Origin of the sequence: Acinetobacter sp. YH12208 (assembly GCF_013418055.1) — a bacterium.
Classification (GTDB): domain Bacteria; phylum Pseudomonadota; class Gammaproteobacteria; order Pseudomonadales; family Moraxellaceae; genus Acinetobacter; species Acinetobacter pseudolwoffii.
This window is the reverse complement of record NZ_VPCT01000003.1, coordinates 133,948-157,002: the sequence shown is the minus strand read 5'-3', so window position 1 is coordinate 157,002 and position 23,055 is coordinate 133,948. Positions and strand designations below refer to the sequence as shown.

The window sequence follows — 23,055 nt, the reverse complement described above, 5'->3', positions numbered from 1 at the left end:
GTCTGAATTTTACTGAAAAATCCCATTAAATGTGCATAAAGTCTTATGCAATTGCCTGCTTTTTGCTCGCATTGAATTAGACATTAGTCGATAATCAGATTTAAATGCCTGTTTTCCGTATACTGAAAGCTTTGTTAATTTTAGACCCTCCTCATTGACCCCAATATTTGCTGCAAGCTGTATAAGTTATGAATACCAAAAGAAATATTTATAAAGATTTCGAACATCCCTTTGCCCAATATGTACGCATCGTGGGGAAAGGAAAAAATGGCGCCCGCTCCCTCAGCTATGATGAAGCCTATCAAGCCTTTAGCATGATTCTGAAAGATGAAGTGCTCGATGTGCAGCTAGGGGCGTTCTTGATGTTATTGCGGGTCAAAGAAGAGTCTGTAGATGAGTTAGCCGGTTTTGTTCAGGCCACACGCGACCAGCTTGACTTTAAGCAGCTGGATGTCGATCTGGACTGGTCCTCTTATGCAGGCAAGCGCAAGCATTATCCATGGTTTATTCTGGCAGCACTGACGTTGGCCAAGCATGGTTATACTATTGTGATGCATGGTGCCGCTGGTCATACCATGAACCGGATTTATACCGAACAGGTGCTCACTTACTTAGGCTATCCAATCTGTCAGAATGATGCCGAGGTGGAACAGCAACTGCAGCAACAGCATTTTGCTTATATCCCGCTCGACGTGATTTCTCCAATTCTGGCGGACCTGATTGCGCTGCGAAATGTCATGGGTCTACGCTCACCGATTCATACCCTGGCGCGTCTGATCAATCCCTTTAATGCCAAAGCGACCCTGCAAGCAATTTTCCATCCAGCGTATCGTGGTTCGCACCAGCAAGCCGCTTTTCGTTTAGGCTATAAAAATAGCGCTGTGATTAAAGGTGAAGGTGGCGAATTTGAACGTAATCCGGATGCCAAAACCTTAATTTGTGGCATTAAAGATGGCGAGCTGTATGAGCATGAACTGCCAAAACTGACGGATAACCGCAGTCCGGTTGAGGAAGAACTGGATCTGGCCTTATTTAAAGCAGTATGGGATGGTCAGCAAAGCCATGAATATGGCGAGATTGCGGTTACGGAAACCATGGGCATTGCGTTGTATAGCATGGGTGCATGTAAAAGCTATGAAGTTGCGATGCAAAAAGCCAAAGAATTATGGGTGAATCGTCACACCGTTTAAACTTTGAAATGTGTAGAAAAAAAGCATTGTTCCTTCATTGAACAATGCTTTTTTAAATATCTTTCGACTGACTCGACCTCAGTGCTTAGACAAAACGAATTGGCTTGAATTCCGGTTCATTCTTGTGATGATCATCATCACATTCCTCGCCTTCTTCTTTAGTACCGCGATCGATAAAACCGCTGCGCTCATTTTCAGGCAAGTTTTTCATTTCCCAGGCATAGACTGCCTGCATACAAGTCTGGCGTTGTTCCTGAGTTAGGGCTACACCATTTGGCCACTTTCCAATTTCAATTGCTGTTCTTAGGCGTTCAACAATCTCAGGATTGAGTACGGCAAGCATTTGTTCAATATTCATGATTTAATCCTGCTTAAAATAATCAAAGTCCTGATTCCACCCCAGTTTGGTTCGACAGGCATTATAAAAGTCATAGCCCGGTGGATGCAGAAGATTCAGTTTAAAGGGATGCTTGCGAATATGGACGCTATCGCCAACATTCAAAGACACACTGTGTTGTCCATCCGCACTGACCATCGGCAGTACGCGATTTTCACGAATCAGTAATTTAATTTCGCTGTGTCCACCGACCACAATCGGGCGTGAAGACAAGGTATGCGGATGCATCGGCACCAGCGCAATCGCATCCATACTCGGATGGACAATTGGCCCGCCCCCAGAAAGTGCATAAGCCGTAGAGCCGGTCGGCGTCGATACAATCAGGCCATCACTGTGCTGACGATAGACATACTGTCCGTCAATATTCAGTTCAAAATCGATCATATGCACCGATTTTCCTGAATGCAGTACCACATCGTTCAGTGCAATCGCATCGTAAATCACTTCGCCTTTGGAGCGAATTTCGACTTCGAGTAAAAAACGTCGCTCAGTCTGAAAATCACCTTTTAACACCTGATCCAACTTAAAGATGACTTCGGTTGGCTTAATGTCGGTTAAGAATCCCAGACGCCCCCGGTTAACGCCGATCACAGGAGTATTGTACTTGACCAGTGCGCGTGCTGCATGCAAAAGCGAACCATCCCCTCCTACCACAATGACCAGATCAACGACTTCACCAAGTAAAGCACGACTGACAGTTTGGGTATTGTTATATGGAACGAGTTCAGCTGTCGCTGCATCAAAAACAGGATGTAAGCCTAAATTCAGAAGATGATCATGAATAAGACATAAGGTTTCAACCACCGATGATTTATCAGGACGTCCTATTAACCCGATATTTCGAAAGGTTTTATGGGAAATTTGCACCAGTGTCGTCGCTCCGCTACGGATCTTGCATATCATAGCATTAAGCTATACCTGGATGATAATTTATAACAGGATGCTAGCTCGTCGCAAATTATTTGAAATATATTTGAATTAAGGAGAAATTGTGGGCTTTGATTTTAATTTTAAGCGCATTTATTGATTAAATATTGCAAAATGATTAAAAGCTTCGCATGATTAGCACAATTTCACAGGATCTTATAAGTATTTATGAAATCTGAACGTGGCATGGGGTTTTTTGCCTTAATTTTCTCGATTTTAGTCATTTCCATCTTTGTCGTATTTAGTATTTACCTGATTAAATTAGATAATATTGTACGCGAAAAATTTGAAGGTCAACGCTGGGATATTCCGGCGAAAGTTTTCGCACGTCCAATGGAAGTGTACGTCAATGCCCCAGTCAGTCAGCAGGATTTCCAACAAGAATTAAAATTACTCGGTTATAAAAACTCGGATAGTTATGCCAAGTCGGGCAATTTTGTCACTACGGGAAATACTTTATATGTACATACCCGTGGCTTTGATTTTGGTGATCGGGTTGAACCGGAACAAGTTCTGAAAGTGAGTTTTAGTGCTAATCAAGTGACTGAGGTTAGCGCCACCAAGCCATCTTCTAGCGGTATTGCCCGACTGGAACCCTTATTGATTGGTGGAATTTATCCACAGCATAACGAAGACCGGGTACTGATCAAACTGAATAAAGTGCCTAAACCATTGATCGAAGCGCTCATCGCAACTGAAGACCGTAAATTCTATGAACACCATGGCGTATCTCCACGCGGTATTGCACGTGCTGTTGTCAGTAATATTACCGGTGGCAAACGTCAGGGTGGCTCGACTTTAACCCAGCAACTGGTGAAAAATTTCTATTTAACGCCTGAGCGTACCTTAAAGCGTAAAGTCAATGAAGCCTTTATGGCCATGCTGGTTGAATTACATTATGACAAGAATGAAATTCTGGAAGCTTATCTAAATGAAGTGAATCTCGGCCAAAATGGTAACTATTCAATTAATGGTTATGGCTTGGCTTCTCAGTTTTATTTTGGTCTGCCACTGCGTGAACTGAATATTTCCCAGCAGGCTTTTTTAGTCGGTCTGGTACAAGGCCCGAGTCTATATAACCCATGGCGTAATCCTGAAAGTGCGAAAAAACGCCGTGATATCGTCCTGAATAATATGCTGGTGATGGGCTATCTAAGCCAAGAACAATATGAAAAAGAAACCACACGTCCATTGAACGTGATTTCAAAACCAACCTTGGGCCCTGCACGTTTCCCGGACTTCCTGGATATTGTGCGTCGTCAATTACGCACTGACTATCAGGAAACTGACCTGACCAATCAGGGTCTGCGTATTTTCACCACGCTGGATCCTTTGGCTCAAACCCGAATTCAGGACAGTTTTAAGCAGACAGTCGCACGTTTAACCAAATCTAATCCGGGCCGTTTAAAAGACTTGCAGGGTGCAGTTTTGGTATCGCATCCGGAAAATGGTGAACTGGTTGCAGCAGTCGGCTCGACTCAAGACTTTACCGGTTTTAACCGTACAGTAGATGCCAAACGTCAGGTGGGTTCATTATTAAAGCCTGTGATTTACCTGAGTGCACTGGAATCAAATCGTTACCATTGGGCCAGTCCGATTGAAGACAGTGAAATTAGTGTACAAAGTGATGGTAAGACCTGGACGCCGAAAAACTACAGTGGCCGTGGACATGGTGTCGTACCGATGTCACAAGCGCTGTCACAATCCTATAACCTGTCTACTGTACGTTTAGGACAAGAATTTGGTCTGTCTACCTTTATTAATCATCTGAAAAAATTTGGCGTCACTTCCGATATTCCATCCTATCCGTCTATTTATTTAGGTGCGGTGGATATGTCGCCAATGGAGGTGATGAATATTTATGGTAACTTCGCGACAGGCGGCTTTAAATACCCAACCAAGGCCATCCGCTCTGTGGTGGATGCCAATGGCCGATCCCTGGATCGTTATAGCCTGAGTGTACAACCGACCATTGACCCGGCTTCGGCTTATGCCCTGAATTATGGCTTACAACAAGTGATGTCGAGTGGTACAGGTCGTGCAGCCTATAACAGTTTGCCACGCAGCCTGAATCTTGCCGGTAAATCGGGTACCACAAACGATAGCCGTGACTCATGGTTTGCCGGGTATTCGGGTAATTATATGACCGTGGTCTGGCTCGGTCTGGATGACAACAAGGTTACTGGCTTAACCGGTTCTTCAGGTGCCCTTCCGGTTTGGACCAATGTCATGAAACAGCTACGCCAGAAACCGGTGAATCTGCCACAGCCCAATGAAATTCAATGGCATTGGTTAGATCGTCATACGGGATTATTGTCTGCACAAGGCTGTGAAGGTGCCATGTATATCCCGATTTCGCGTCACTCCCTGCCAAATCAGGCGACTGCTTGCGGGATCTCGCATTATCAGACTGAACCTTATGATATTAACTCAGAACCTGCACCCTCTGACGAGGAACTGGATGATATGAGTCGCTACATACAAGAAAGTGAAACAGAAATAGAACGCGATCTTGAGAGCGAAACCCGTATTATCGCCAGTGGAAGTTATAGCCATTAATTGAGTCTATGTGTATGTTACAAAAAATCATCCCTGGCCTGCTCATCCTCAGTTTGGTGGGCTGCCAAAGCTTTCCTGAGCCAGAGCCAGCTGCTCCAGCCAAACCTGCAACAGAAAAGCCTAAACCACAGACCCCAGACGGCGTCGTGATTACGCCTTATGACCGTCCTGACATCAAACGTCAGAAAATTGTCATTCCTGAACAGAAGCCGAAAAGCCAAAAGTTTGATGATGGACGTAATCTGCCGGCTTTCAAGAGTCTGATGCAGCAAACCCAGCAGGCCTATACCAAGCAGCAGTTTGCTCAAGCTGAAGCTTCTGCAACTCAGGCACAGCGACTGGCACCTCAGGCACCGGAAACCTATTTATACCTGGGCATGATTGCCAACCGTAAAAATCAGCCAGCAAGCGCCGATGCTTTTGCCTTACGCGGCCTGAGCTATGCCCAATCCAATGCCATGAAAAAACAGCTTTGGCAAGTGCGCCTTAAATCTGCTCAGTTGCGGAAAAATGCTAAAGCGATTCAGCAAGCTCAACAGGCACTGAAAAAGCTTTAAAGTCATTCCCTACAGAAACACACTTACTAATAGAAAGCTTATTTTCTAGATATAGCGTTTAGATATAGCGAATGCCGGCAATGCCATAAGCATGCTGGCTTTTTGCATAATCGAGTTCTTCAGCTTTCATTCCGCCCAAAGCAAAAACCGGAATCTGTACCTGCTCTGCCATTTGCTTGAATTGCTCCCAGCCTAGCGCAGGTGTGTCCGGATGCGTTGTAGTCGTCAGTACCGGACTCAGTAAAGCGGCTTCACAACCGATTTGTTCTGCATGCATTAAAGCGCTCAGGTCATGGCAAGCTGCCAGATAGCGATAACCAGATTTCAATTCACCTTGTTTCAGGTTCATCAGTTGATTCTGTTTTAGATGAATCGTGCGAATCGTCTGCTGCTGCAATTCATTCAGTTGGGACCAAAGCTGCTGATTAATGATTAACTTGGAGAGCAGATCTACCGGATATTGCTGTAATTGCATGATCCGCTCAGGCGTCGCTTCCACGCGCCAATACAACATTTGATCTGTATCCAGACTTGATAAGATATCCAGATCTTCAGCAATCTTGATGCGCTGCGGCCATTGTAGCTTTTGAATCATTGACTGATTGGCTTTCGGAAAATTCAGCTGACTAAGTTCTTCCCGGCTGTACCAGCGCCAAGGCTGTTTAATTTCAGCCAATTGAGCAGGCTGTATTGAAGCATGGAAAATATGCAAATTGACGATGAGATCTTCATATTCATGGGAGATAAAATCAGAAGCATGCCAGCGTTCAATATCCACACCGACCTCTTCAATTACTTCACGGCGGCAGGCTTCGACTGGTAATTCGCCCTGTTCAACTTTTCCGCCTGGAAATTCATATTTATTGCCCTGATGCTGCTTGGCTTCACGCCAGCCGACTAGAACCTGATTTTGATAAAATAAAAGCGCAATTGCGACATGAATCGTAGCTTTAGTCATGATGTACAGAACCGTTAAAGTTTTACAGATTGTAAGCAAATTAGAGTTTTTTATAAATTGCTCAATATTTCGTTGACAGACCTATTCGATAATGATTATCATTTAAATCAATCCAAAACACACCACGGAGTCGACGGAATGAACGCCCCATTTAGCCTATTTACTCGTAACAATGATACTCACCATGCCTTGCCAATGCTGCACTCCAACAATCTGTTTGCACTGGGTCGTGAAATCCGGATCATGCATGCCGGTGAAGAATACCGCTTGCGCCTGACCCGCAACAACCGTCTCATTCTGACCAAATAATTAAATCAGTTCTAATAATAACAAACGTGGGAAGCAGCAGTATGAATCAGCGCATACTGCTTTTTAGTTTTTTAATCTCTGATTAGGATTCATGTTTAAAACTCAATGATACTTTAAGCCCCCCCAAATCTGACGGCGCATAATCAATTTTAGCTGCATGCAGTGCCATAATTTTCTGGCAAATGGACAAGCCTAAACCTGAACCCTGAGTTCGCGTACCCAAAGCCCGATAAAAACGTTCACCTAAACGTTCCAGTACATCATTAGCAATCCCCTCTCCTGAGTTTTCAATCAGTAACTGTATCTGATGCTGCTCAACAACCGTTCGGATCTCGACCTGTCCCTGCGGCGGCGTATAACGAATAGCATTGTCGACCAGATTGCGAATACAACTAAAAATCAGTTCTGGATTCGCTTCAATCACAGCACCCTCAAGGTTTAGGTTCCAATGAATATCTTTTTCTTCTGCAAAAGGCTGCAATGCCTGCAAAGCCTCCTGAACCAGATTTTTAAGATTAATCGTTTGCGTTGGTAATTGCTCTGTGCGCTCCGGATCGAGTCGTGCCAGCAAGAGTAAATTTTCCAGCACCTGCGTACCGCGGTTGACATCATTCTGGATCAACTGCAATGCCTGAGGGAGCTGTGCATCATCTTGATATTTGCGTTTTAGAACCTGTAGACGCATTTGAATCGCAGACAGTGGCGAACGCAGCTCATGTGAAGCATCTGCAGTAAAACGCTGTTCGGCAGCCAGTGACTTTTCCAGCCGGCCGAGCATGGCATTCAGTTGACGTACAATCGGTTGCAGTTCAGTGATTTCAGGGTCAGGTGTTTTAATAGGACTTAGATCCTGAGCAGTTTTAGAACCGATTTCCCGGGAAATCTTGTTTAATGGCTGTAACTGGCGTCTGATCGCAACACGCAAAATCAGCCATTGCACTAGCCATAAAATGAATAAGATCCCGGCAAAGCCCAATGTGGTTTGCCAGAGCTCATCGAAGCGTACTGAAAGTGGCTGTACGATTTTGACCTGAAGGTCGTCATCTTCCGCAGTCAGAATACGGATAAAATGGCCATTCTCATAAGCAAACTGGAAGCCGTTGTTCTGTGCTTTTGGAATGGTATTAATTAATTCATCATCAATCGAAGTAGTCAGTACCTGCTGACCCAGCAACAAGGCATACTGGATATCAAACTGTTCACTGAGTTCATCCACCTGGGCATCTTTGGTCTGGGTGACATCGCCAAGCAGCAACTCAGAAATCTGCTCCATTAATTCATCATGCAGCTGACTAGCCTGATAACTTGAAACCCCGAGTAACAGCAACCACGCCAACAATCCTGCCAGCATGGAGCTCAGCATGGCATTCTTGATCAGGCGAGTTTGCAGGGAGACTGGTGCAGACATATTTATGCCTCGGGTTTATGCATGCGATAACCCAAACCACGGATGGTTTTAATCATCTGGCTGCCAATTTTTTTACGTAACTGGTAAATAAACACTTCAATGGCATTACTTTCAATTTCATCCCCCCAGGCATATAGCGATTCCTCCAGTTGCTCGCGGGTAATGACATGTTCCGGCTGCTGCATCAGTTTATATAAAATCTGAAATTCTTTCGCAGTCAGATCAATCGGCTGTCCAGCCTTGTTCAGGGCCTTGGCCTGGGTATCTAGACTTAAATCCTGCCATTTCAGAATATGATTTGGCGTTTGCTGTTTCAGTCTTAACTGCGCGCGCACCCTGGCAGAAAGCTCTTCCAGACTAAAAGGTTTGACCAGATAATCATTGGCACCCAAATCCAGACCTTCAACCCGGTCATCAATACTGTCCCGGGCAGTAATAAAAATCACCGGTGTATCTTTCTGTGTGCTGCGTAAGCTTTTTAGAATGTCATCTCCAGTCGCATGTGGTAGTCCGCGATCCAGTAATACGCAGTCATATTGATGCTGTTCGATGGCCAAAATGGCATGATCGCCACGCTCGACCCAGTCAATCACATAGCCGTCCATTTCCAGCCAGGTCTGAATACTTTCTGCCTGAGACTGATCATCTTCTGCCAAAAGAATACGCATGCTGTGCTCCGCTTTGCCAATCTCTCTATCTTGCCCTGAAAAATGTCCAGACTCAAAAAAACCACATGCTTTTTTGTATGATTTGCATGTGGTTTTTTATAATCCTTGAATCCGGAGCAAGCTTCAGATTCAATTCAACTGTTCATATTAGAATTAGAAACGAAGCTGCTCGACATCAATTTCAACTCGTTTTGCCGGTTTATAGTCAATATCCACTTCACCGATAATGGTCACTGGCGTTTTGGCTGAAATCGGTTTGCCTTGCCACAGTTCATCATCAATTTCTACGGTAATGCTGCCTGTGCTGTCACGGAACTGATATTTTTCATCACCAACCGCTTTAACCACATAGCCTTTAAGCTGAACCTTGCTATCATCTTTCATGCCCAAGGCCTGTTGCACTGTCATCGTTTTCGCAAAAGCAGCCTGATTTACCACGGGTTGATTCACGGCTTCATTACTTGCAACTGCGGCTGTCGCAATTGAACCCATCAGTGCGGCTGCTAAAACTGTATTCATCATCATTTTCATGGCGTATACCTCTTTGTGTATCTGTGCTTTGTTTCGATAATGCTATTAAAACAGCCGAAGATGAATTGAAACTTAAGATTGCTTCATCTTTAAAAATTAATTTAAAGGAACCACTCTCAATACTTCTTCCAGTGTGGTCATTCCTTCTACGACCTTACGCGCACCCGCGATACGCAGCGGTTCTACCCCTTCTTTTTTTGCCTGCTGGCGTAGCTGGTTTAAGTTAGCGTCGGCCCCAATCATCTGCTTGGTTTCCAGACTCAGGGGCATAAATTCGTAAATACCAATCCGGCCTTTATAACCGGTATGACGGCATTCCTCACAACCTACGGCTTTAAAAACAAATTCCGGACGCGGTAAAGGATAGTCTGCCGCCAGATGCTGCCATTCCTGTTCATTCAGGAAGCTTTCCTGCTTGCAGTGTGGGCAGAGTTTACGCACCAGACGCTGCGCCAATACCCCGAGAATGGTGGCTGCGGTCAGAAAAGGTTGCACGCCCAGATCATGCAAACGGGTCAGACTCGACGGCGCATCATTGGTATGTAGGGTAGATAAGACCAGATGCCCGGTGAGTGCCGCCTGGATCGCCATATTGGCCGTATCCTGATCACGAATCTCACCGACCATGATAATGTCCGGATCCTGACGCATCAGCGCGCGCACGCCATCGGCGAAGCCCAGTTCAATACCGTTATTGACCTGCATCTGGTTGAAACTCGGTTCCAGCATCTCGATCGGATCTTCAATGGTACAGACATTGACCTGTTCCGTCGCCAGCTGCTTCAAGGTCGAATACAGCGTTGTGGTTTTACCAGAACCAGTTGGCCCGGTGACCAGAATGATGCCGTGACTGTGACTGGTCAGATTATTCCAGTCATTGAGTAAATGCCCTTCAAAACCGAGTTGCTGAAAACTTCTGACCAGAACTTCCGGATCAAAAATACGCATCACCAGTTTTTCGCCAAATGCGGTCGGCAAGGTCGACAGACGCAATTCGGTTTCCTGTCCTTTCGGCGTTCGGGTTTTCAGACGGCCATCTTGTGGTTTACGCTTTTCTGCCACATTCATCCGGCCCAGAATCTTGATCCGGGAAATCACCGCTGTCAGCGTATTGGCCGGCATGTTATAAATGGTATGCAACACCCCATCGATTCGAAAGCGAATCTTGCCCGTACCTTTGCGCGGTTCCATATGAATATCACTTGCACCCTGTTCAAAGGCAAATTGCAGCACCCAGTCCACCAGTTTGACAATATGCTGGTCATTGGCATCCGGATTTTGCGAATCGCCCAGTTGTAGCAAGGCTTCGACGCCTTTATTTTCCCGGTCATAGGCCGAGGATTTTTGTGAGCCACTGACGGCACGGCTAACCTGATAATATTCGACAATATATCGTTGTAACTGTTCCGGATTCAGCAGCACCCGTTGGATTTTTTTCGGGGAAATATTCTGTTCAAGATTAGAGACCCATTCAGTCTTATACGGCTGATCGGTCGCGATCAGGACTTTATCGGCCTGAATCTCAACGGCCAGAATATGGTTGCGTAGTGCATATTCCTGTGACATGACATGGGTCAATGCCTGTACGTCCGCTTTTAAAGGATCGATGATATAGAACATTAATCCGGTTTTTTCTGCCAGCCATTGACATAAACGGTTCAGGGTCAGCGTTGTTTGAGGATGAGATTGATCGACCAGATTAAAATTGGCAATCCACTGTAAAGGGTGCCATTTTAATTGTTCACGTTGCCGATGAGTGGTTTGTACCAGCATTCGGTCGCGTTCACTGATTTTACCGTCTTTAAAGAGTTGGTCTAGACACCATGCCGTATCAATTTCAAAGTCAAATTTCATTATTATCAGTCCCCAAACTTGCCTCCACTATAACAAGTTTTTGCAGTTTTTCGCATGCTCCCCACCTGTTGAATGTACGTTTCTATTTCAATCTCAAAAAGAAAGTAAATAATGGATTTAATTACTACCGCAACATTTTTGATCTATGCAAACTCTATCTCGTCGCATATATTTTTAAATAATCAACTCTTAGCTTGCTGAGGTCACAGATGGATTTGACTGCGGTTCCCCTGCATGCGCATTCTTTTCATGAACTGCTCACGATACTCACCTCGGCATTAGGCTGCGGCCTATTGATTGGTCTGGAGCGGGAACGGCATAAGCAACGCGAACAGCAACCGAGTTTTGCCGGCTTACGTTCCTTTGCAATCTGTGCTTTATTGGGTGCACTGTGTTTCCTGTTTGGAATCGTGATTGCTGTAATAGGTGCTTTGATCGTGGGTGGCATGGTCATTTTATCTATCAAAAATCAACCAGATGATCCGGGCATTACCACAGAGCTTGCATTTGTGATGACCTATTTTATTGGCGCCATGTGTTTATGGAATATTCCTCTGGCAGCCGGTCTTTCTGTGCTCTTAACCGGTATTTTGATGGCCAAACATACCATGCACAATATTGCCGGAAAATGGATTAAAGAAGCCGAATTCAGGGATGGACTATTATTACTGGCCTTGATTTTGATTGGTCTGCCGCTGACCCCTGATCGCCCTTTTTGGGGAGAAGTGCTTAACCCTTATATTATCTTAAAATTACTGACCTTAATTTTAGTGGTACAAGCTCTGGCGCATATTGCGAAACGCTTTTTTTCGACTAAAAATGCCCTGATGCTGTCCTCCATTGCTTCCGGTTTTGTTTCCAGTACGGCGACCATCGCTCAGTTAGGTTTACAGGTCCGTAAAGGTGAAATGGATGCACGATCGAATGCCGGTGCCGCGCTGATGTCCTGTATCTCGACCATTGTACTGCTATTGATTGTGGTTGGAGGGGTATCATGGAACTGGCTGAAAATCCTGCTTTTGCCCTCTTTAGTTGCCGTAATCCTTCTGGCAGCCTGTGCATTTTTATTATTGCGCAAGGCAAAACCTGCGCCGAGCATGGAATCATCAGACAGCCAGATGTTCAGCTTAAAAGAAGCTGTGATTATTGCAGTCACATTAACATTGATTCAGGCTGGAGTTTACGGACTGGAGGTCTGGCTCGGGGATGCCGGCCTACTGGTCGGGACCTTACTCGCCTCTCTGTTCGAGATTCATGCCGCAATGGCCAGTGTCGTCGTTCAAGGTGATCCCTCCAATCTCCGTTTGATTTACGCCCTGCTTTTAGGTCTAGGTGCTCATGCCCTGGCCAAGTCAGCCAATGCCGCTTTGACCGGTGGCTGGAAGTTTGTCCTTTATTTTGCGCCTGTGCAGATTTTGCATATGGCGGCGTTGATCGGCTTATTGTGGTGGAACCTATAATCTAGAAAGGAATATGCTGGATAGCAACAATTACCACTTGCTGAGCATAAATTTTGAAATGAATATCAACGTTTGCAAACCTCATCCCATATACCCGTTCTTCATCTTCCTGATACGCTGGTCTTGGATCTAAAGATAAGACAGCTTCTAGTTCCTGAATCGTCTGCACAGAAATTTTTCCATTTCCTAGTAATTGTTGCTTTTGCTGCTCCGCTTCATCACACCAGATGACGGTTTTACGTGATGGTTCATCCTGTGCATAACCGCTTTGTGCTTCGATGATAGCATCCGAATATTGAATATAAGGTTTGATATCCATAATTGGCGTGCCATCCAGCAAATCACTCCCCGTGACATACACCTGAACATGCTTGCCAACCTTTCTCACTTCTTTGAGTTTGACCACAGATAAACCAATCGGTGATGGACGATACATGCTGCGTGTAGCAAACACGCCTATTTTCTTGTTACCGCCCAAACGTGGCGGACGCACTTGTGGACGAAACTGGCTATTGTCCTGGTTTTTATTGTCATGAAATTGCCAGATCAGCCAAAGATGACTAAAAGCCTCAATTCCTTCAAATGCCAGCAAATCATTATAGGGGCCGACCATTTCGATATAACTTTCGACCTGCACCAGATTGGGCTGCCGTGGAATACCAAATTTTTCTTTGTAGGGTGATTGCATATAACCAATAATCGGCAACTTAATTTCAGTCATCATCACTTTTTTTGATAAGCTCAATTAAATATATTCAGTTTATAGAGAATGGATTTAGTTTAGAATAGCAAGTTGTTCTAATTTGATAACTTATTGAGACCTTTAATGGCTGCTTTTAACGTCGAAAAGATTACTCACGTCCACCACTGGAATGATACTTTATTCTCTTTTAAAACGACTCGTGACACTGCTTTACGTTTTAAAAACGGTCAGTTTGTAATGATCGGCCTTGAAGTCAATGGCAAGCCCTTAATGCGTGCATATTCAATTGCAAGTGCCAACTACGAAGAAGAGTTAGAGTTTTTCTCAATTAAAGTGCCGGATGGCCCACTGACTTCCATTCTACAAAAAGTAAAAGTCGGCGATGACATCCTGATTTCTAAAAAACCGACAGGTACTTTGGTGCTAGATGACCTGAACCCAGGCAAAAACTTGTATCTTCTGTCTTCAGGCACTGGCCTTGCACCATTCTTAGCGACCATCCGTGATCCTGAAACTTATGAACGTTTTGAAAAAATCATTATCGTGCATGGTACCCGTTTCATTTCTGAACTGGCTTATCAAGATTTAATTTTGAATGAAGTACCAAATCACGAATTCTTCTCTGAACTCGGCGCGAAAGAAAAATTAGTGTACTACCCGACTGTGACGCGTGAAGAATATCCGAACCAAGGTCGCGTTACGACTGCAATTGAAACCGGCGAACTGTTTGAAAAAATTGGTCTGCCACGTTTTAACCCGGAAACGGATCGCGCTATGCTGTGTGGTAGCCCGGCCTTCCTCGACGATGTGGCTGCACTTCTAGACCAACACGGTCTAAAAGAGTCACCTAAAATGGGTGTTCTAGGCGATTACGTGATTGAACGTGCATTCGTGGAAAAATAAAATCTGATTTTAGATGATCAGAATTAAAAAAACCGAAGCTTCAAGCTTCGGTTTTTTATTTGAATCGGCGTTAAAAAATTAACGATCACGACCTTCCTGATTGGCAGAACCTGAACAGCCTGCGCCACCACCAATGATAAAACCGCTTTCTGCCTTACATGAACCGATCATACGGCCATGCGAGTCAAATGTAGTCACTGTCGATGCACAGCCTGTTAATACCAGTGCCAGTGCAATAAGTGCTGATAATTTCATGATATTCCCCTGTATTCTTTATGGCTTTAAATTAATCTGGTTTTGACTTGGCAGTGCTGGCAACAAACCCGTCTTGGCATCCACGCTATTGTAATTCACACCCATCGCATTACCTGAACCACCACAATGGGCACTTGCAGTTGAAAGCAGACCGCGGGTTGCTTTACATGATCCAATCACCTGACCGGTGGCATCATAAGTGATGACCATAGAGCTACAGCCCGTCATCAGCACCATGGCCGCAAGTGAAAGTAGTTTTATGAAGTTCATTATCCCCCCTCAAAAACAATAAAAATTAAATGGTTAAGTTATATTGCTATTCTATAAATTTCGCGGATGATTCTTTCTAAAATTAGTGGATTTGTAAAGCTTTATTTTTCATCTATTTAAAATATACAGGCCATAAAAAAGCTGCCCGTTAAGCAGCTTTTTTAGGATTAAACTTAAATATTCAGAATCAGGCTGACTCATGTCCTAATGCCCGTTCTGCCAGTGCCTGCTTCACAATCTGATAACCCGCAGTTAAACCAAGACTCGCCATAATCATCGCCACTATTATATCTGGCCACAGACTGCCTGTACCAAAAACCCCGACTGCTGCCAGAATCACGGCGGCATTGCCAATTGCATCATTTCGGCTACACAGCCAGACTGACCGCATATTGGAATCACCTTCACGAAAGGCATAGAGAATGACTGCCGTAAATACATTTGCCAGCAATGCCAGCACACCAATCAAGCCCATGGTCAGTGCCTCTGGCGGAATGCCTTGCAGATAGGCATAAATGACTTTACCGATGATCACCAAGCCAAATAAGGCCATGGTCATTCCCTTGAGCAAGGCGACTGTTGCGCGCCAGTACAGACTTGCACCGATGACCGCCAAAGAGACGCCATAATTGACGGCATCACCAAAGAAGTCCAAGGCATCTGCCCACAAAGCCGATGAATGTGCATAGGCCCCACCAATCAGTTCTACCACAAATAAAGTCAGGTTCACCACCAAGGCAATCCATAACGCTGTTCTAAACTTACTGTCAGGTTTGGGTGGAGCAGGTTCATGACTACAGCTACAGGCCATGTTGATCTTCCATACTTTCGTGCAAAAAATGAGTTAAAATAATTAGAAACTATGGACTAACTCCAAGGTCAAGCAGGAGCGAGCAATGTCAGTCTATTTAATTTCAGAAATAGCCAAAAAGACTGCTTTAAGCACAGATAGCATTCGCTTTTATGAGAAGAAAGGCTTGATACAGCCGAATTTTCGAGCAAGTAATCGCTATCGTTATTATGGTGAAGAAGCCCTGAAAAGGCTGCTTTTTATCAAACGCTGTCGTGCTTTGGACATGTCCTTAAAAGAGATTGAAGCCCTGATTAAACTCGAACAGAATCCGCAGCAGGAATGCAGTGCAGTGAATCAGCTCATTGACCAGCATTTAGAAGATATCTCCAGAAAAATTAGGGAATTACAGCTATTCGAACAACAACTGATTGCACTTCGAAAAAGTTGTAATATCCCGACCACCATTGATCATTGCCAGATTTTAAAAATGCTCGAACAGACTGAAAATAATTGAATATTGAATAATTTTAGTGCTTCATTTCACTCAAAATAAAACATTCTTTTTATTCTAAATTGCTTATTTCCGAGTAATTTACTGGGTTGAATCCAAATTTTAGATGGTTAGAATAAAACCGTACTTTTTATATGTCTTTCGATTCCATCATGAGCCTGACGACCGTTACTGAACTCCTCTCACCTGCCGGTTCACTGAAAAATATGCGCTATGCCTTTGCCTATGGTGCAGATGCAGTCTATGCAGGTCAGCCGCGTTATAGTTTGCGCGTTCGTAATAATGAATTTGATCATGACAATCTGGCGATTGGCATTCAAGAAGCCCATGAGCTAGGTAAAAAGTTCTATGTGGTCGTCAATATCCAGCCGCATAATTCCAAACTGAAAAATTTTATTCGTGATCTGGAACCTGTGGTGGCGATGCAGCCGGATGCGCTGATCATGTCTGATCCGGGCCTGATCATGATGGTGCGTGAACATTTTCCAGAAATGGATATTCATCTGTCTGTGCAAGCCAATGCAGTGAATTGGGCAACGGTAAAATTCTGGAAAAATATGGGACTCACGCGCGTGATTCTGTCACGTGAATTATCGATTGAAGAAATTGCTGAGATTAAACAGCAAGTACCGGATATGGAGATTGAGGTTTTCGTACATGGTGCGCTGTGCATGGCTTATTCCGGCCGTTGCATGCTGTCTGGTTATATGAATAAACGTGATGCCAATCAGGGTGCGTGTACCAATGCCTGCCGCTGGGAATACAAAGTTCTGGATGCGAAAGAAGATGAAACTGGTGATGTGATTCCAGTGAAAAATCTGGATTCAGGCTGCTGCTCTCAAGATGCCGACGAAGCACATATGCAAGCACAGCATCAATTTGATGAACCGGTATTATTACAACGTAATGATGAAGACATGTTTGCTGCCGAAGAAGATGAACACGGCACTTATTTCATGAACTCTAAAGACTTACGTGCGGTACAACATGTCGATCGTCTGATCAAGGTCGGGGTACATTCCTTGAAGATTGAAGGCCGGACCAAATCCTATTTTTACTGTGCCCGTACCGCACAAATCTATCGTAAGGCCATTGATGATGCGCTTGCGGGCCAACCATTTGACCCAGCATTGATGACGCAATTAGAAGGTCTGGCCAATCGTGGGTATACCGAAGGTTTCCTGCGCCGTCATGTGCACAGTGAATATCACAATTATGAAAATGGCTCTTCAAGTTTTGACCATCAACAGTTCTGCGGTGAAGTCTTAGAACGTAACGGTAACTCCATCAAAATTGATGTAAAAAACCGTTTTGTCGTGGGTGATTCCTTAGAGCTGATGACGACTCAAGGCAATATCAGCTTTGTTTTAACCGAAATGAAAGACAAAAAAGGCAATCTGATTTCTGAGGCTAAAGGCTCAGGTCATATCGTCGAGATTCCGGTTCCAGCAGATGTAGATATGCGATATGCACTGCTCATCCGCAATCTGCCGACATCGACTATAGATATTTCGGCATCGTCACTGGCTTATCAGGGGAGTTAAACATGGCGCTGCTGATTACCGACAAATGCATCAATTGCGATATGTGTTTAGCAGAATGTCCAAATGATGCGATTTATGAGGGTGCGAAAGTCTATGAGATTGATGTGAACCGTTGTACGGAATGTGTCGGCTTTTATGAGCGCCAAACCTGTGTAGATGTATGCCCAATTGAGTGCATTGTGCCACATCCTGAGCATGTAGAGACGCAAGAACAACTGTTAGAAAAATTTAAAGTCTTGAATTTGTTCCAGTCTTAAGTACTGATCAAACATTGGAATAAATATTGCATTGAATAAAGACAACCTTGGGGAAGGCTGAATAATAAGAGTCAGAACAAAAACAGTACAGAGGAAAGAGACAGCCAGAAGCAATTGGGGATGCTTCTGGCTGATCTAAAAAAGGAAGCAAATATAACAATAAAAAAAGGAACTCTGGTGTTAGCGTCCGGAGTTCCTATAAAAAGGTATAACAAAGATAATCGAGATCGAACACCAAGGTTTTGGGGAACCTTGGTGTTATTTTTTACTGACCTGAACGGATGATGTAATCAAATGCAGACAGTGATGCTTTCGCGCCTTCACCTGTGGCAATGATGATCTGCTTATACGGAACAGTAGTACAGTCACCCGCAGCAAATACACCTTTCACATTGGTTTCGTTGCGTTCGTTAATCAGGATCTCACCACGATTTGACAATTCAACCGCTGTTGCTTTTAAGAAATCGGTATTCGGCAACAAACCAATCTGTACGAAGATACCAGCCAATTCAACAGTGTGCTCTTCATCTGTTACACGGTCTTTGTATTTCAGTGCAGTCACTTGTGAACCGTCACCCACCACTTCAGTCGACAAGGCATTTTTAATCACCGTGGTGTTTGGCAAGCTTGTTAATTTGTCTTGCAATACCTGATCCGCACGAAGCTTGCTATCAAACTCAACCAAAGTCACATGCTCTACAATCCCTGCAAGATCAATTGCAGCTTCTACACCTGAGTTACCCCCACCGATTACCGCAACACGTTTGCCTTTAAACAGAGGACCATCACAGTGTGGGCAGTAGGCCACACCACGGGTTTTGTATTCCTGTTCACCCGGAACGTTCATTTCTCTCCAGCGCGCACCTGTAGACAGAATCACGGTTTTTGATTCAAGTTTGGCACCATTCTCTAAAGTGACTTCAACCAAGCCATTTGCAGTCTCAGAAGCACCTTTGATGTTGGATACACGTTGCAGGTTCATGATGTCTACGCCGTATTCACGTACATGTGCTTCCATTTCAGCAGCAAACTTAGGTCCTTGGGTTTTTTGAATCGAGGTATAGTTTTCGATGTCCATGGTGTCCATGACCTGACCACCCATGCGTTCAGCCACGATCCCGGTTTTAATGCCTTTACGCGCTGCGTAGATTGCAGAGGTATTCCCGGCGGGGCCACCACCAATCACCAGTACATCAAAAGCATCTTTGGCATTGAGCTTTTCAGCCTCTTTTGCTGCAGAGTTGGTGTCCAGTTTTGCCACGATTTCTTCCAAAGTCATACGACCCTGACCGATATGCTGGTTGTCCTGGAACACCATCGGCACCGCCATGATTTTGCGTTCTTCCACTTCATCCTGAAAGAAGGCCCCATCAATCATGGTGGCTGTTGTACCCGGGTTGTAAATTGCAATCAGGTTTAAGGCTTGAACCACATCCGGACAGTTATGGCAGCTGAGTGATACGAATACATCGAAATCAGATTTGATCCCTAAGCCTTTAATCGACTCTAAAACTTCAGCAGATACTTTCGGTGCATAACCAGAGCTTTGCAGTAAAGCCAGAATCAGTGAGGTGAATTCATGCCCCATTGGCAGACCTGCGAAGTAGACCCGTGGTTCTTCACCTGCTTTGGCAATACCGAAACTTGGTGCACGTTGGTTTGTACCGTCAAAGCGTGCAGTGACTAAATCAGATAATGCAGCCACTTCTTCTACAAGTTCTTTGATTTTTGCAGATTTGTCGGAATCATTTAAAGTCGCCACCAGTTCAATCGGGCTTTCTAGACGTTCGAGTAGTGTTTTTAATTGAGCTGAAGTATTTTGGTCTAACATGGCTAACGTCTCCAAAGGAATAAATATTTATTTGATAAAGCGATATTAGTGCATAAATCAAAATAGGTAAAACAGTTTGTTTTTATATTATAAATCGTTTTTTTAGATCACTAGTTTAATAATTATTTTTGGTATTTCAACTTTTAATTTTTATACTGTTTCATCAGCAGATAAAAAATGCTCCTAAACAGGAGCATTTCTAAAATATTAATTTATCCGTTGCTCGATACGCAAGGAACGGCCTTTGATTGAATTGGCCAAGAAGAACAGAACCAAACTCAGAAATGCCGATAAAATGGCCACTCCAATAATCACCAGATAGGTGATCTGACTCAACTGGTTTGCCTGTTGTACTTGCGTATTTACACTCTTGGCAACCGGTGTCATGGCTTGACCATAGATCTGTTGCTGCATGGTCCAGAGTTGTTCTGGCTTAAAGCCATATTGCTCAAATTTTGCATCCTGCTTTTCTGCTTCTACCAGATTGAATACATAAGGTTTTGCAGCCGATAAATCTTGCGGTTTATGCAAAAGTGCTGTTTGTGCCAGTAAATAAGATTTTACCGGTGCGGCAATCTCTGAATCGGCGAGGTATCGTGCAATTTCACTGTCATTGATATTGCTATCGTAATACACCACCTGCTGATAAGCATCATCCCGGTCATTCCGTAAATCATGCTGCCAGTAAGTTAATCCCGACCAGATCACGATAAAGGCAATTAGCCAGGCGACAAATTTCAGCACAAAAGACTGAAAGCGCACATAAAAGAAACGCAGTTTCTTTAATAGGCCAATGATAAAAAATGCACCGATAAAAGAAGCAAAAATTTTAATAATCAGCCAGCCAAACCAGCTCAGCAAACTAAAAAAATAATCCGGACTATCACCAATGCTGGCCAGCGTGGCATCTACACTGACCGGTAAATGTAACTGCTGCACTTCGGTACTCAGGCCAAAAAAGCCATAGACCAGTTCCTGCTGAAAAAACAGACCAATGATGGAGGCAATAAATACCGTAGAACTGGTGATACCCAATAACATCAAATTGCGTTGACGCTTCTTGAGCGCAACCACGCCTTGCTTGATCTCACCAGGAGACACCGCATATTCATCTAAGGGAGGCAATCTTTACTCCTTTTAGATCTTCAACCACAATATTTAGTTGGGCTTTGATCCGCTCGTACTTGACTCAATCACCAAGTGATTCAGATTATCCTGTAAAGCCTTTAAACGCACGGTTGCTTCTGTGCGTTTTTGTACACCTTCTTTCTGAATCTGTATCACATCATTGACTGTTTTAATGAGGGTGTTTTGCACATGTTCAAGCGTTTCGATATCAATTACGGAGCGCTGATTGGCTTTTGCGGTATCGACAGAGTTCTGATGCAATAGATCTGCATTACGGCGCAGCAGTTCATTGGTGGCATCATCAATGGTATTGGCCAGCTGGACACTGTTTTTTTGTTCGCTCAGAGAAATGGCCAGACTGATCTGGTTTTTCCATGCCGGTAAAGTAATATTTTTAATGGCATAAAACTTGTCGACCAGCATCAGGTTGTTGGACTGGATAATCCGGATCATCGGCAAGGTTTGCATGGCAGATTGCTGCAAAACCTGCAAATCGCTGACCCGTTTTTCCAGATTATTGGCCAGATGGTTCAGATCATAAATTTTCTGTGTTGTGGTTTGATCTTGCGGCAAAGCGGTTAAAGCGGAGATTTCCTGCTGTAGCTCCTGCTCACGTAAACGGCCGGCTGCAATATGTACGCCTAACTGTTTATATTCATCCTGTACCCCGTCAAACATTTTATCCAGGGTATCTACACGCGCTTTCAAACCGGACTGCGAGGTTTCAATTTCTTTGACCAGCACATCGAGCTGCTCTTTGGTGGTATTGAAATGTGCATCAAAGTTACCTTTTGCACCTTTGAACTTGCTAAGGAGATTGCCAAAAAAACCTGAACTTTTCTTTTGACTTAAAATGCTGCTGGTATTCAGTTGCTGGGCCACCTGCACCACCTGATTCAGTTTCTGCCCTGTCGCATCCAGATCTCTATTTTGGACCAGATTCAGTAATTCATCAGTATAGGTCGAGGTTTTGGTCGCAATATTTTTACCATACTCAGCCACGCTGTTATGACTCATATCCTGCAATTCTTTACGTGCTGCCAGTACTTCCTGAAAGTCAGCAGGTTGCAAGCCCAGTTCTTTCAGATCCATTTGCTGAAATTTTTGTTCGACCAGTTCATTCGAGCTTTCAACAGGTAAATTTACTAAATCAGACTTGGTCATGGTTCACCTTATATTGTTATGTTTTCGAGGGTTTCTCGAGGGATTTTTTTAACGTTTTAATCAGACTTTCACGGCTATTATCAAGTTTTTCCAGATCACTTGTCGAGTGCTTGCTCTGGCTTTGTTGGACATGATATTGCCAAGCCGGAATCAAGACCTGTTGCGCTTCTTTAAAGCGGTCTAATAAGCTAAAGGACAGCTGCTGTGAAAGCTGCATCTGGGTAATGGCAATGTCATTACTGCTTTGCAAGGTACGCAGTGTATTGATTTTCTTGGAAAGCCGCTCAGAAAAATTATCCAGTGGATGCTGGTTTTTGATGAACAGCGGATATTCTGATAAAAACTCGTCTGCCGCGACAATATGCTTGGCCATCTGCTCACGTAGACCCAAAAGCTGCTGAAAACGGGCCTGAGATTTCTGGATTTCAATCTGTAACTTACGACTTAGGTGATCTGCTTGATCGAGTAAACGGTCCAGTCGCTGATAATATTCAACCTGACTCGAACCATAATCCAGATCGATCCCAAGCCATTTTTGTAGTGCATTAAATTTACGTTTTTTCAGATATTTTTTAGATTCTGCCAAAGCCTGAATCAATTGCTCAATGGTCTGGCTCAGCTGTTGGGTCAAATGCGGATCGACCCCATTTAATAACACCGATTGTGCCTGAATCAGAGAATCCGCATAATGATTCAGTCCATATTGATGGCTCAGTACAGGCACAAGTTCATTACGTTTGATCGCCAGTATTTCTTCACGATCAAAAGACATGTCAGTCAAGGCGGGTAAAGCTTCAAATCGCGACATGACGAAGACTGTATCCTTTTAGAGAGATTAAATAAAAATCTTGAATATCCTCGAATGTAGCAAAAAAACA

At 44.1% G+C, this 23,055-nt stretch carries 24 protein-coding genes; 9 read left to right on the top strand and 15 right to left on the bottom strand.

Translation table 11 applies throughout. From position 1 onward, the window contains the following. The first annotated feature begins 188 nt into the window (after positions 1-188). A complete protein-coding gene (locus FTU95_RS05065; RefSeq protein WP_180077761.1) occupies positions 189-1,190 on the top strand; it encodes a glycosyl transferase family protein in 1,002 nt (333 codons plus the stop codon). Positions 1,191-1,275: 85 nt separating this feature from the next. Here FTU95_RS05065 and FTU95_RS05060 read toward each other — a convergent pair whose 3' ends face one another. Further along, positions 1,276-1,548 (bottom strand): YeaC family protein, encoded by a 273-nt coding sequence (locus FTU95_RS05060; protein ID WP_005097466.1) that lies wholly within the window; start codon positions 1,546-1,548, stop codon positions 1,276-1,278. Between the two features lie 3 nt (positions 1,549-1,551). Then, positions 1,552-2,490: an NAD(+) kinase gene (locus FTU95_RS05055; RefSeq protein WP_005097467.1), complete on the bottom strand. Its 939-nt coding sequence runs from the start codon at positions 2,488-2,490 to the stop codon at positions 1,552-1,554. 192 nt (positions 2,491-2,682) lie between these two features. Between FTU95_RS05055 and mrcB the strand changes: the two genes are divergently transcribed. Beyond that, positions 2,683-5,073 carry a penicillin-binding protein 1B gene (gene mrcB, locus FTU95_RS05050; protein ID WP_180077760.1) on the top strand — a complete coding sequence of 797 codons (2,391 nt, stop codon included), beginning with the start codon at positions 2,683-2,685 and terminating at the stop codon, positions 5,071-5,073. Between the two features lie 14 nt (positions 5,074-5,087). Then, positions 5,088-5,630: a tetratricopeptide repeat protein gene (locus tag FTU95_RS05045; protein WP_180077758.1), complete on the top strand. Its 543-nt coding sequence runs from the start codon at positions 5,088-5,090 to the stop codon at positions 5,628-5,630. A 58-nt stretch (positions 5,631-5,688) separates the two neighbouring features. Here the strand turns inward: FTU95_RS05045 and FTU95_RS05040 are convergent, their stop codons facing one another. Further along, positions 5,689-6,588 (bottom strand): NUDIX domain-containing protein, encoded by a 900-nt coding sequence (locus tag FTU95_RS05040; protein WP_180077756.1) that lies wholly within the window; start codon positions 6,586-6,588, stop codon positions 5,689-5,691. A gap of 138 nt (positions 6,589-6,726) precedes the next feature. On the opposite strand from FTU95_RS05040, the gene hemP reads away from it, so the two are divergent. After that, positions 6,727-6,897 (top strand): hemin uptake protein HemP, encoded by a 171-nt coding sequence (gene hemP / locus FTU95_RS05035; protein ID WP_004645578.1) that lies wholly within the window; start codon positions 6,727-6,729, stop codon positions 6,895-6,897. 82 nt (positions 6,898-6,979) lie between these two features. Here the strand turns inward: hemP and FTU95_RS05030 are convergent, their stop codons facing one another. The 4 genes from FTU95_RS05030 to FTU95_RS05015 all read right to left on the bottom strand — a co-directional run bounded on the left by FTU95_RS05030 (position 6,980) and on the right by FTU95_RS05015 (position 11,358). Next, positions 6,980-8,305 carry a HAMP domain-containing sensor histidine kinase gene (locus FTU95_RS05030; protein WP_180077754.1) on the bottom strand — a complete coding sequence of 442 codons (1,326 nt, stop codon included), beginning with the start codon at positions 8,303-8,305 and terminating at the stop codon, positions 6,980-6,982. Between the two features lie 2 nt (positions 8,306-8,307). Further along, positions 8,308-8,973: a response regulator transcription factor gene (locus tag FTU95_RS05025; protein ID WP_100534809.1), complete on the bottom strand. Its 666-nt coding sequence runs from the start codon at positions 8,971-8,973 to the stop codon at positions 8,308-8,310. A 153-nt stretch (positions 8,974-9,126) separates the two neighbouring features. Next, positions 9,127-9,504, bottom strand: coding sequence for a NirD/YgiW/YdeI family stress tolerance protein (locus FTU95_RS05020; RefSeq protein ID WP_005170210.1), 378 nt, complete (start codon positions 9,502-9,504; stop codon positions 9,127-9,129). Between the two features lie 96 nt (positions 9,505-9,600). After that, positions 9,601-11,358, bottom strand: coding sequence for a GspE/PulE family protein (locus FTU95_RS05015; RefSeq protein WP_180077752.1), 1,758 nt, complete (start codon positions 11,356-11,358; stop codon positions 9,601-9,603). A gap of 209 nt (positions 11,359-11,567) precedes the next feature. On the opposite strand from FTU95_RS05015, the gene FTU95_RS05010 reads away from it, so the two are divergent. Further along, complete coding sequence (locus FTU95_RS05010; RefSeq protein WP_180077750.1) at positions 11,568-12,818, top strand: MgtC/SapB family protein; 1,251 nt, start codon at positions 11,568-11,570, stop codon at positions 12,816-12,818. Between the two features lies 1 nt (position 12,819). Here FTU95_RS05010 and tsaA read toward each other — a convergent pair whose 3' ends face one another. After that, complete coding sequence (gene tsaA, locus FTU95_RS05005) at positions 12,820-13,539, bottom strand: tRNA (N6-threonylcarbamoyladenosine(37)-N6)-methyltransferase TrmO (RefSeq protein WP_180001325.1); 720 nt, start codon at positions 13,537-13,539, stop codon at positions 12,820-12,822. A 105-nt stretch (positions 13,540-13,644) separates the two neighbouring features. Here tsaA and FTU95_RS05000 point away from each other — a divergent pair, with 105 nt between their 5' ends. Further along, the gene (locus FTU95_RS05000) at positions 13,645-14,424 is read left to right on the top strand and encodes a ferredoxin--NADP reductase (RefSeq protein ID WP_005097483.1); all 780 of its coding nucleotides are present in this window, start codon (positions 13,645-13,647) and stop codon (positions 14,422-14,424) included. A gap of 78 nt (positions 14,425-14,502) precedes the next feature. On the opposite strand, the gene FTU95_RS04995 is transcribed toward FTU95_RS05000, so the two are convergent. The 3 genes from FTU95_RS04995 to FTU95_RS04985 form a co-directional block, all read right to left on the bottom strand. Further along, positions 14,503-14,679, bottom strand: coding sequence for a hypothetical protein (locus tag FTU95_RS04995; protein WP_005097486.1), 177 nt, complete (start codon positions 14,677-14,679; stop codon positions 14,503-14,505). Positions 14,680-14,697: 18 nt separating this feature from the next. After that, a complete protein-coding gene (locus FTU95_RS04990; protein ID WP_005097487.1) occupies positions 14,698-14,949 on the bottom strand; it encodes a hypothetical protein in 252 nt (83 codons plus the stop codon). A gap of 187 nt (positions 14,950-15,136) precedes the next feature. Beyond that, entirely contained in the window at positions 15,137-15,760 is a 624-nt protein-coding gene (locus tag FTU95_RS04985; RefSeq protein ID WP_180077748.1) for a cation transporter, read from the bottom strand. An 85-nt stretch (positions 15,761-15,845) separates the two neighbouring features. Here FTU95_RS04985 and FTU95_RS04980 point away from each other — a divergent pair, with 85 nt between their 5' ends. The 3 genes from FTU95_RS04980 to FTU95_RS04970 all read left to right on the top strand — a co-directional run bounded on the left by FTU95_RS04980 (position 15,846) and on the right by FTU95_RS04970 (position 18,054). Beyond that, a complete protein-coding gene (locus tag FTU95_RS04980; RefSeq protein ID WP_180077746.1) occupies positions 15,846-16,256 on the top strand; it encodes a Cd(II)/Pb(II)-responsive transcriptional regulator in 411 nt (136 codons plus the stop codon). Positions 16,257-16,387: 131 nt separating this feature from the next. Beyond that, positions 16,388-17,797, top strand: coding sequence for a tRNA 5-hydroxyuridine modification protein YegQ (gene yegQ, locus FTU95_RS04975; RefSeq protein ID WP_180077744.1), 1,410 nt, complete (start codon positions 16,388-16,390; stop codon positions 17,795-17,797). A gap of 2 nt (positions 17,798-17,799) precedes the next feature. Then, entirely contained in the window at positions 17,800-18,054 is a 255-nt protein-coding gene (locus tag FTU95_RS04970; RefSeq protein ID WP_005097495.1) for a YfhL family 4Fe-4S dicluster ferredoxin, read from the top strand. Between the two features lie 265 nt (positions 18,055-18,319). On the opposite strand, the gene ahpF is transcribed toward FTU95_RS04970, so the two are convergent. The 4 genes from ahpF to FTU95_RS04950 all read right to left on the bottom strand — a co-directional run bounded on the left by ahpF (position 18,320) and on the right by FTU95_RS04950 (position 22,985). Then, positions 18,320-19,885, bottom strand: a complete 1,566-nt coding sequence (gene ahpF, locus FTU95_RS04965; RefSeq protein WP_100357747.1) for an alkyl hydroperoxide reductase subunit F — start codon at positions 19,883-19,885, stop codon at positions 18,320-18,322. A 207-nt stretch (positions 19,886-20,092) separates the two neighbouring features. Then, positions 20,093-21,010: a hypothetical protein gene (locus FTU95_RS04960; protein ID WP_074383319.1), complete on the bottom strand. Its 918-nt coding sequence runs from the start codon at positions 21,008-21,010 to the stop codon at positions 20,093-20,095. A 33-nt stretch (positions 21,011-21,043) separates the two neighbouring features. Then, a complete protein-coding gene (locus FTU95_RS04955; RefSeq protein WP_074383320.1) occupies positions 21,044-22,177 on the bottom strand; it encodes a toxic anion resistance protein in 1,134 nt (377 codons plus the stop codon). 16 nt (positions 22,178-22,193) lie between these two features. Beyond that, complete coding sequence (locus tag FTU95_RS04950; RefSeq protein WP_005097500.1) at positions 22,194-22,985, bottom strand: hypothetical protein; 792 nt, start codon at positions 22,983-22,985, stop codon at positions 22,194-22,196. Between the last annotated feature and the right edge of the window lie 70 nt (positions 22,986-23,055).

Bases quoted from the DNA above. Each gene is read 5' to 3' on its own strand.
- FTU95_RS05025 (WP_100534809.1), bottom strand. From the start codon at position 8,973: ATGCGTATTCTTTTGGCAGAAGATGATCAGTCTCAGGCAGAAAGTATT.
- FTU95_RS04955 (WP_074383320.1), bottom strand. From the start codon at position 22,177: ATGACCAAGTCTGATTTAGTAAATTTACCTGTTGAAAGCTCGAATGAA.
- ahpF (WP_100357747.1), bottom strand. From the start codon at position 19,885: ATGTTAGACCAAAATACTTCAGCTCAATTAAAAACACTACTCGAACGT.
- FTU95_RS04950 (WP_005097500.1), bottom strand. From the start codon at position 22,985: ATGTCGCGATTTGAAGCTTTACCCGCCTTGACTGACATGTCTTTTGAT.
- tsaA (WP_180001325.1), bottom strand. From the start codon at position 13,539: ATGACTGAAATTAAGTTGCCGATTATTGGTTATATGCAATCACCCTAC.
- FTU95_RS04990 (WP_005097487.1), bottom strand. From the start codon at position 14,949: ATGAACTTCATAAAACTACTTTCACTTGCGGCCATGGTGCTGATGACG.
- FTU95_RS05010 (WP_180077750.1), top strand. From the start codon at position 11,568: ATGGATTTGACTGCGGTTCCCCTGCATGCGCATTCTTTTCATGAACTG.
- FTU95_RS04980 (WP_180077746.1), top strand. From the start codon at position 15,846: ATGTCAGTCTATTTAATTTCAGAAATAGCCAAAAAGACTGCTTTAAGC.
- FTU95_RS05015 (WP_180077752.1), bottom strand. From the start codon at position 11,358: ATGAAATTTGACTTTGAAATTGATACGGCATGGTGTCTAGACCAACTC.
- FTU95_RS05065 (WP_180077761.1), top strand. From the start codon at position 189: ATGAATACCAAAAGAAATATTTATAAAGATTTCGAACATCCCTTTGCC.
- FTU95_RS05020 (WP_005170210.1), bottom strand. From the start codon at position 9,504: ATGAAAATGATGATGAATACAGTTTTAGCAGCCGCACTGATGGGTTCA.
- hemP (WP_004645578.1), top strand. From the start codon at position 6,727: ATGAACGCCCCATTTAGCCTATTTACTCGTAACAATGATACTCACCAT.
- FTU95_RS05055 (WP_005097467.1), bottom strand. From the start codon at position 2,490: ATGATATGCAAGATCCGTAGCGGAGCGACGACACTGGTGCAAATTTCC.
- FTU95_RS05060 (WP_005097466.1), bottom strand. From the start codon at position 1,548: ATGAATATTGAACAAATGCTTGCCGTACTCAATCCTGAGATTGTTGAA.
- FTU95_RS05040 (WP_180077756.1), bottom strand. From the start codon at position 6,588: ATGACTAAAGCTACGATTCATGTCGCAATTGCGCTTTTATTTTATCAA.
- FTU95_RS04970 (WP_005097495.1), top strand. From the start codon at position 17,800: ATGGCGCTGCTGATTACCGACAAATGCATCAATTGCGATATGTGTTTA.
- FTU95_RS05030 (WP_180077754.1), bottom strand. From the start codon at position 8,305: ATGTCTGCACCAGTCTCCCTGCAAACTCGCCTGATCAAGAATGCCATG.
- FTU95_RS04995 (WP_005097486.1), bottom strand. From the start codon at position 14,679: ATGAAATTATCAGCACTTATTGCACTGGCACTGGTATTAACAGGCTGT.
- yegQ (WP_180077744.1), top strand. From the start codon at position 16,388: ATGTCTTTCGATTCCATCATGAGCCTGACGACCGTTACTGAACTCCTC.
- mrcB (WP_180077760.1), top strand. From the start codon at position 2,683: ATGAAATCTGAACGTGGCATGGGGTTTTTTGCCTTAATTTTCTCGATT.
- FTU95_RS05045 (WP_180077758.1), top strand. From the start codon at position 5,088: ATGTTACAAAAAATCATCCCTGGCCTGCTCATCCTCAGTTTGGTGGGC.
- FTU95_RS05000 (WP_005097483.1), top strand. From the start codon at position 13,645: ATGGCTGCTTTTAACGTCGAAAAGATTACTCACGTCCACCACTGGAAT.
- FTU95_RS04985 (WP_180077748.1), bottom strand. From the start codon at position 15,760: ATGGCCTGTAGCTGTAGTCATGAACCTGCTCCACCCAAACCTGACAGT.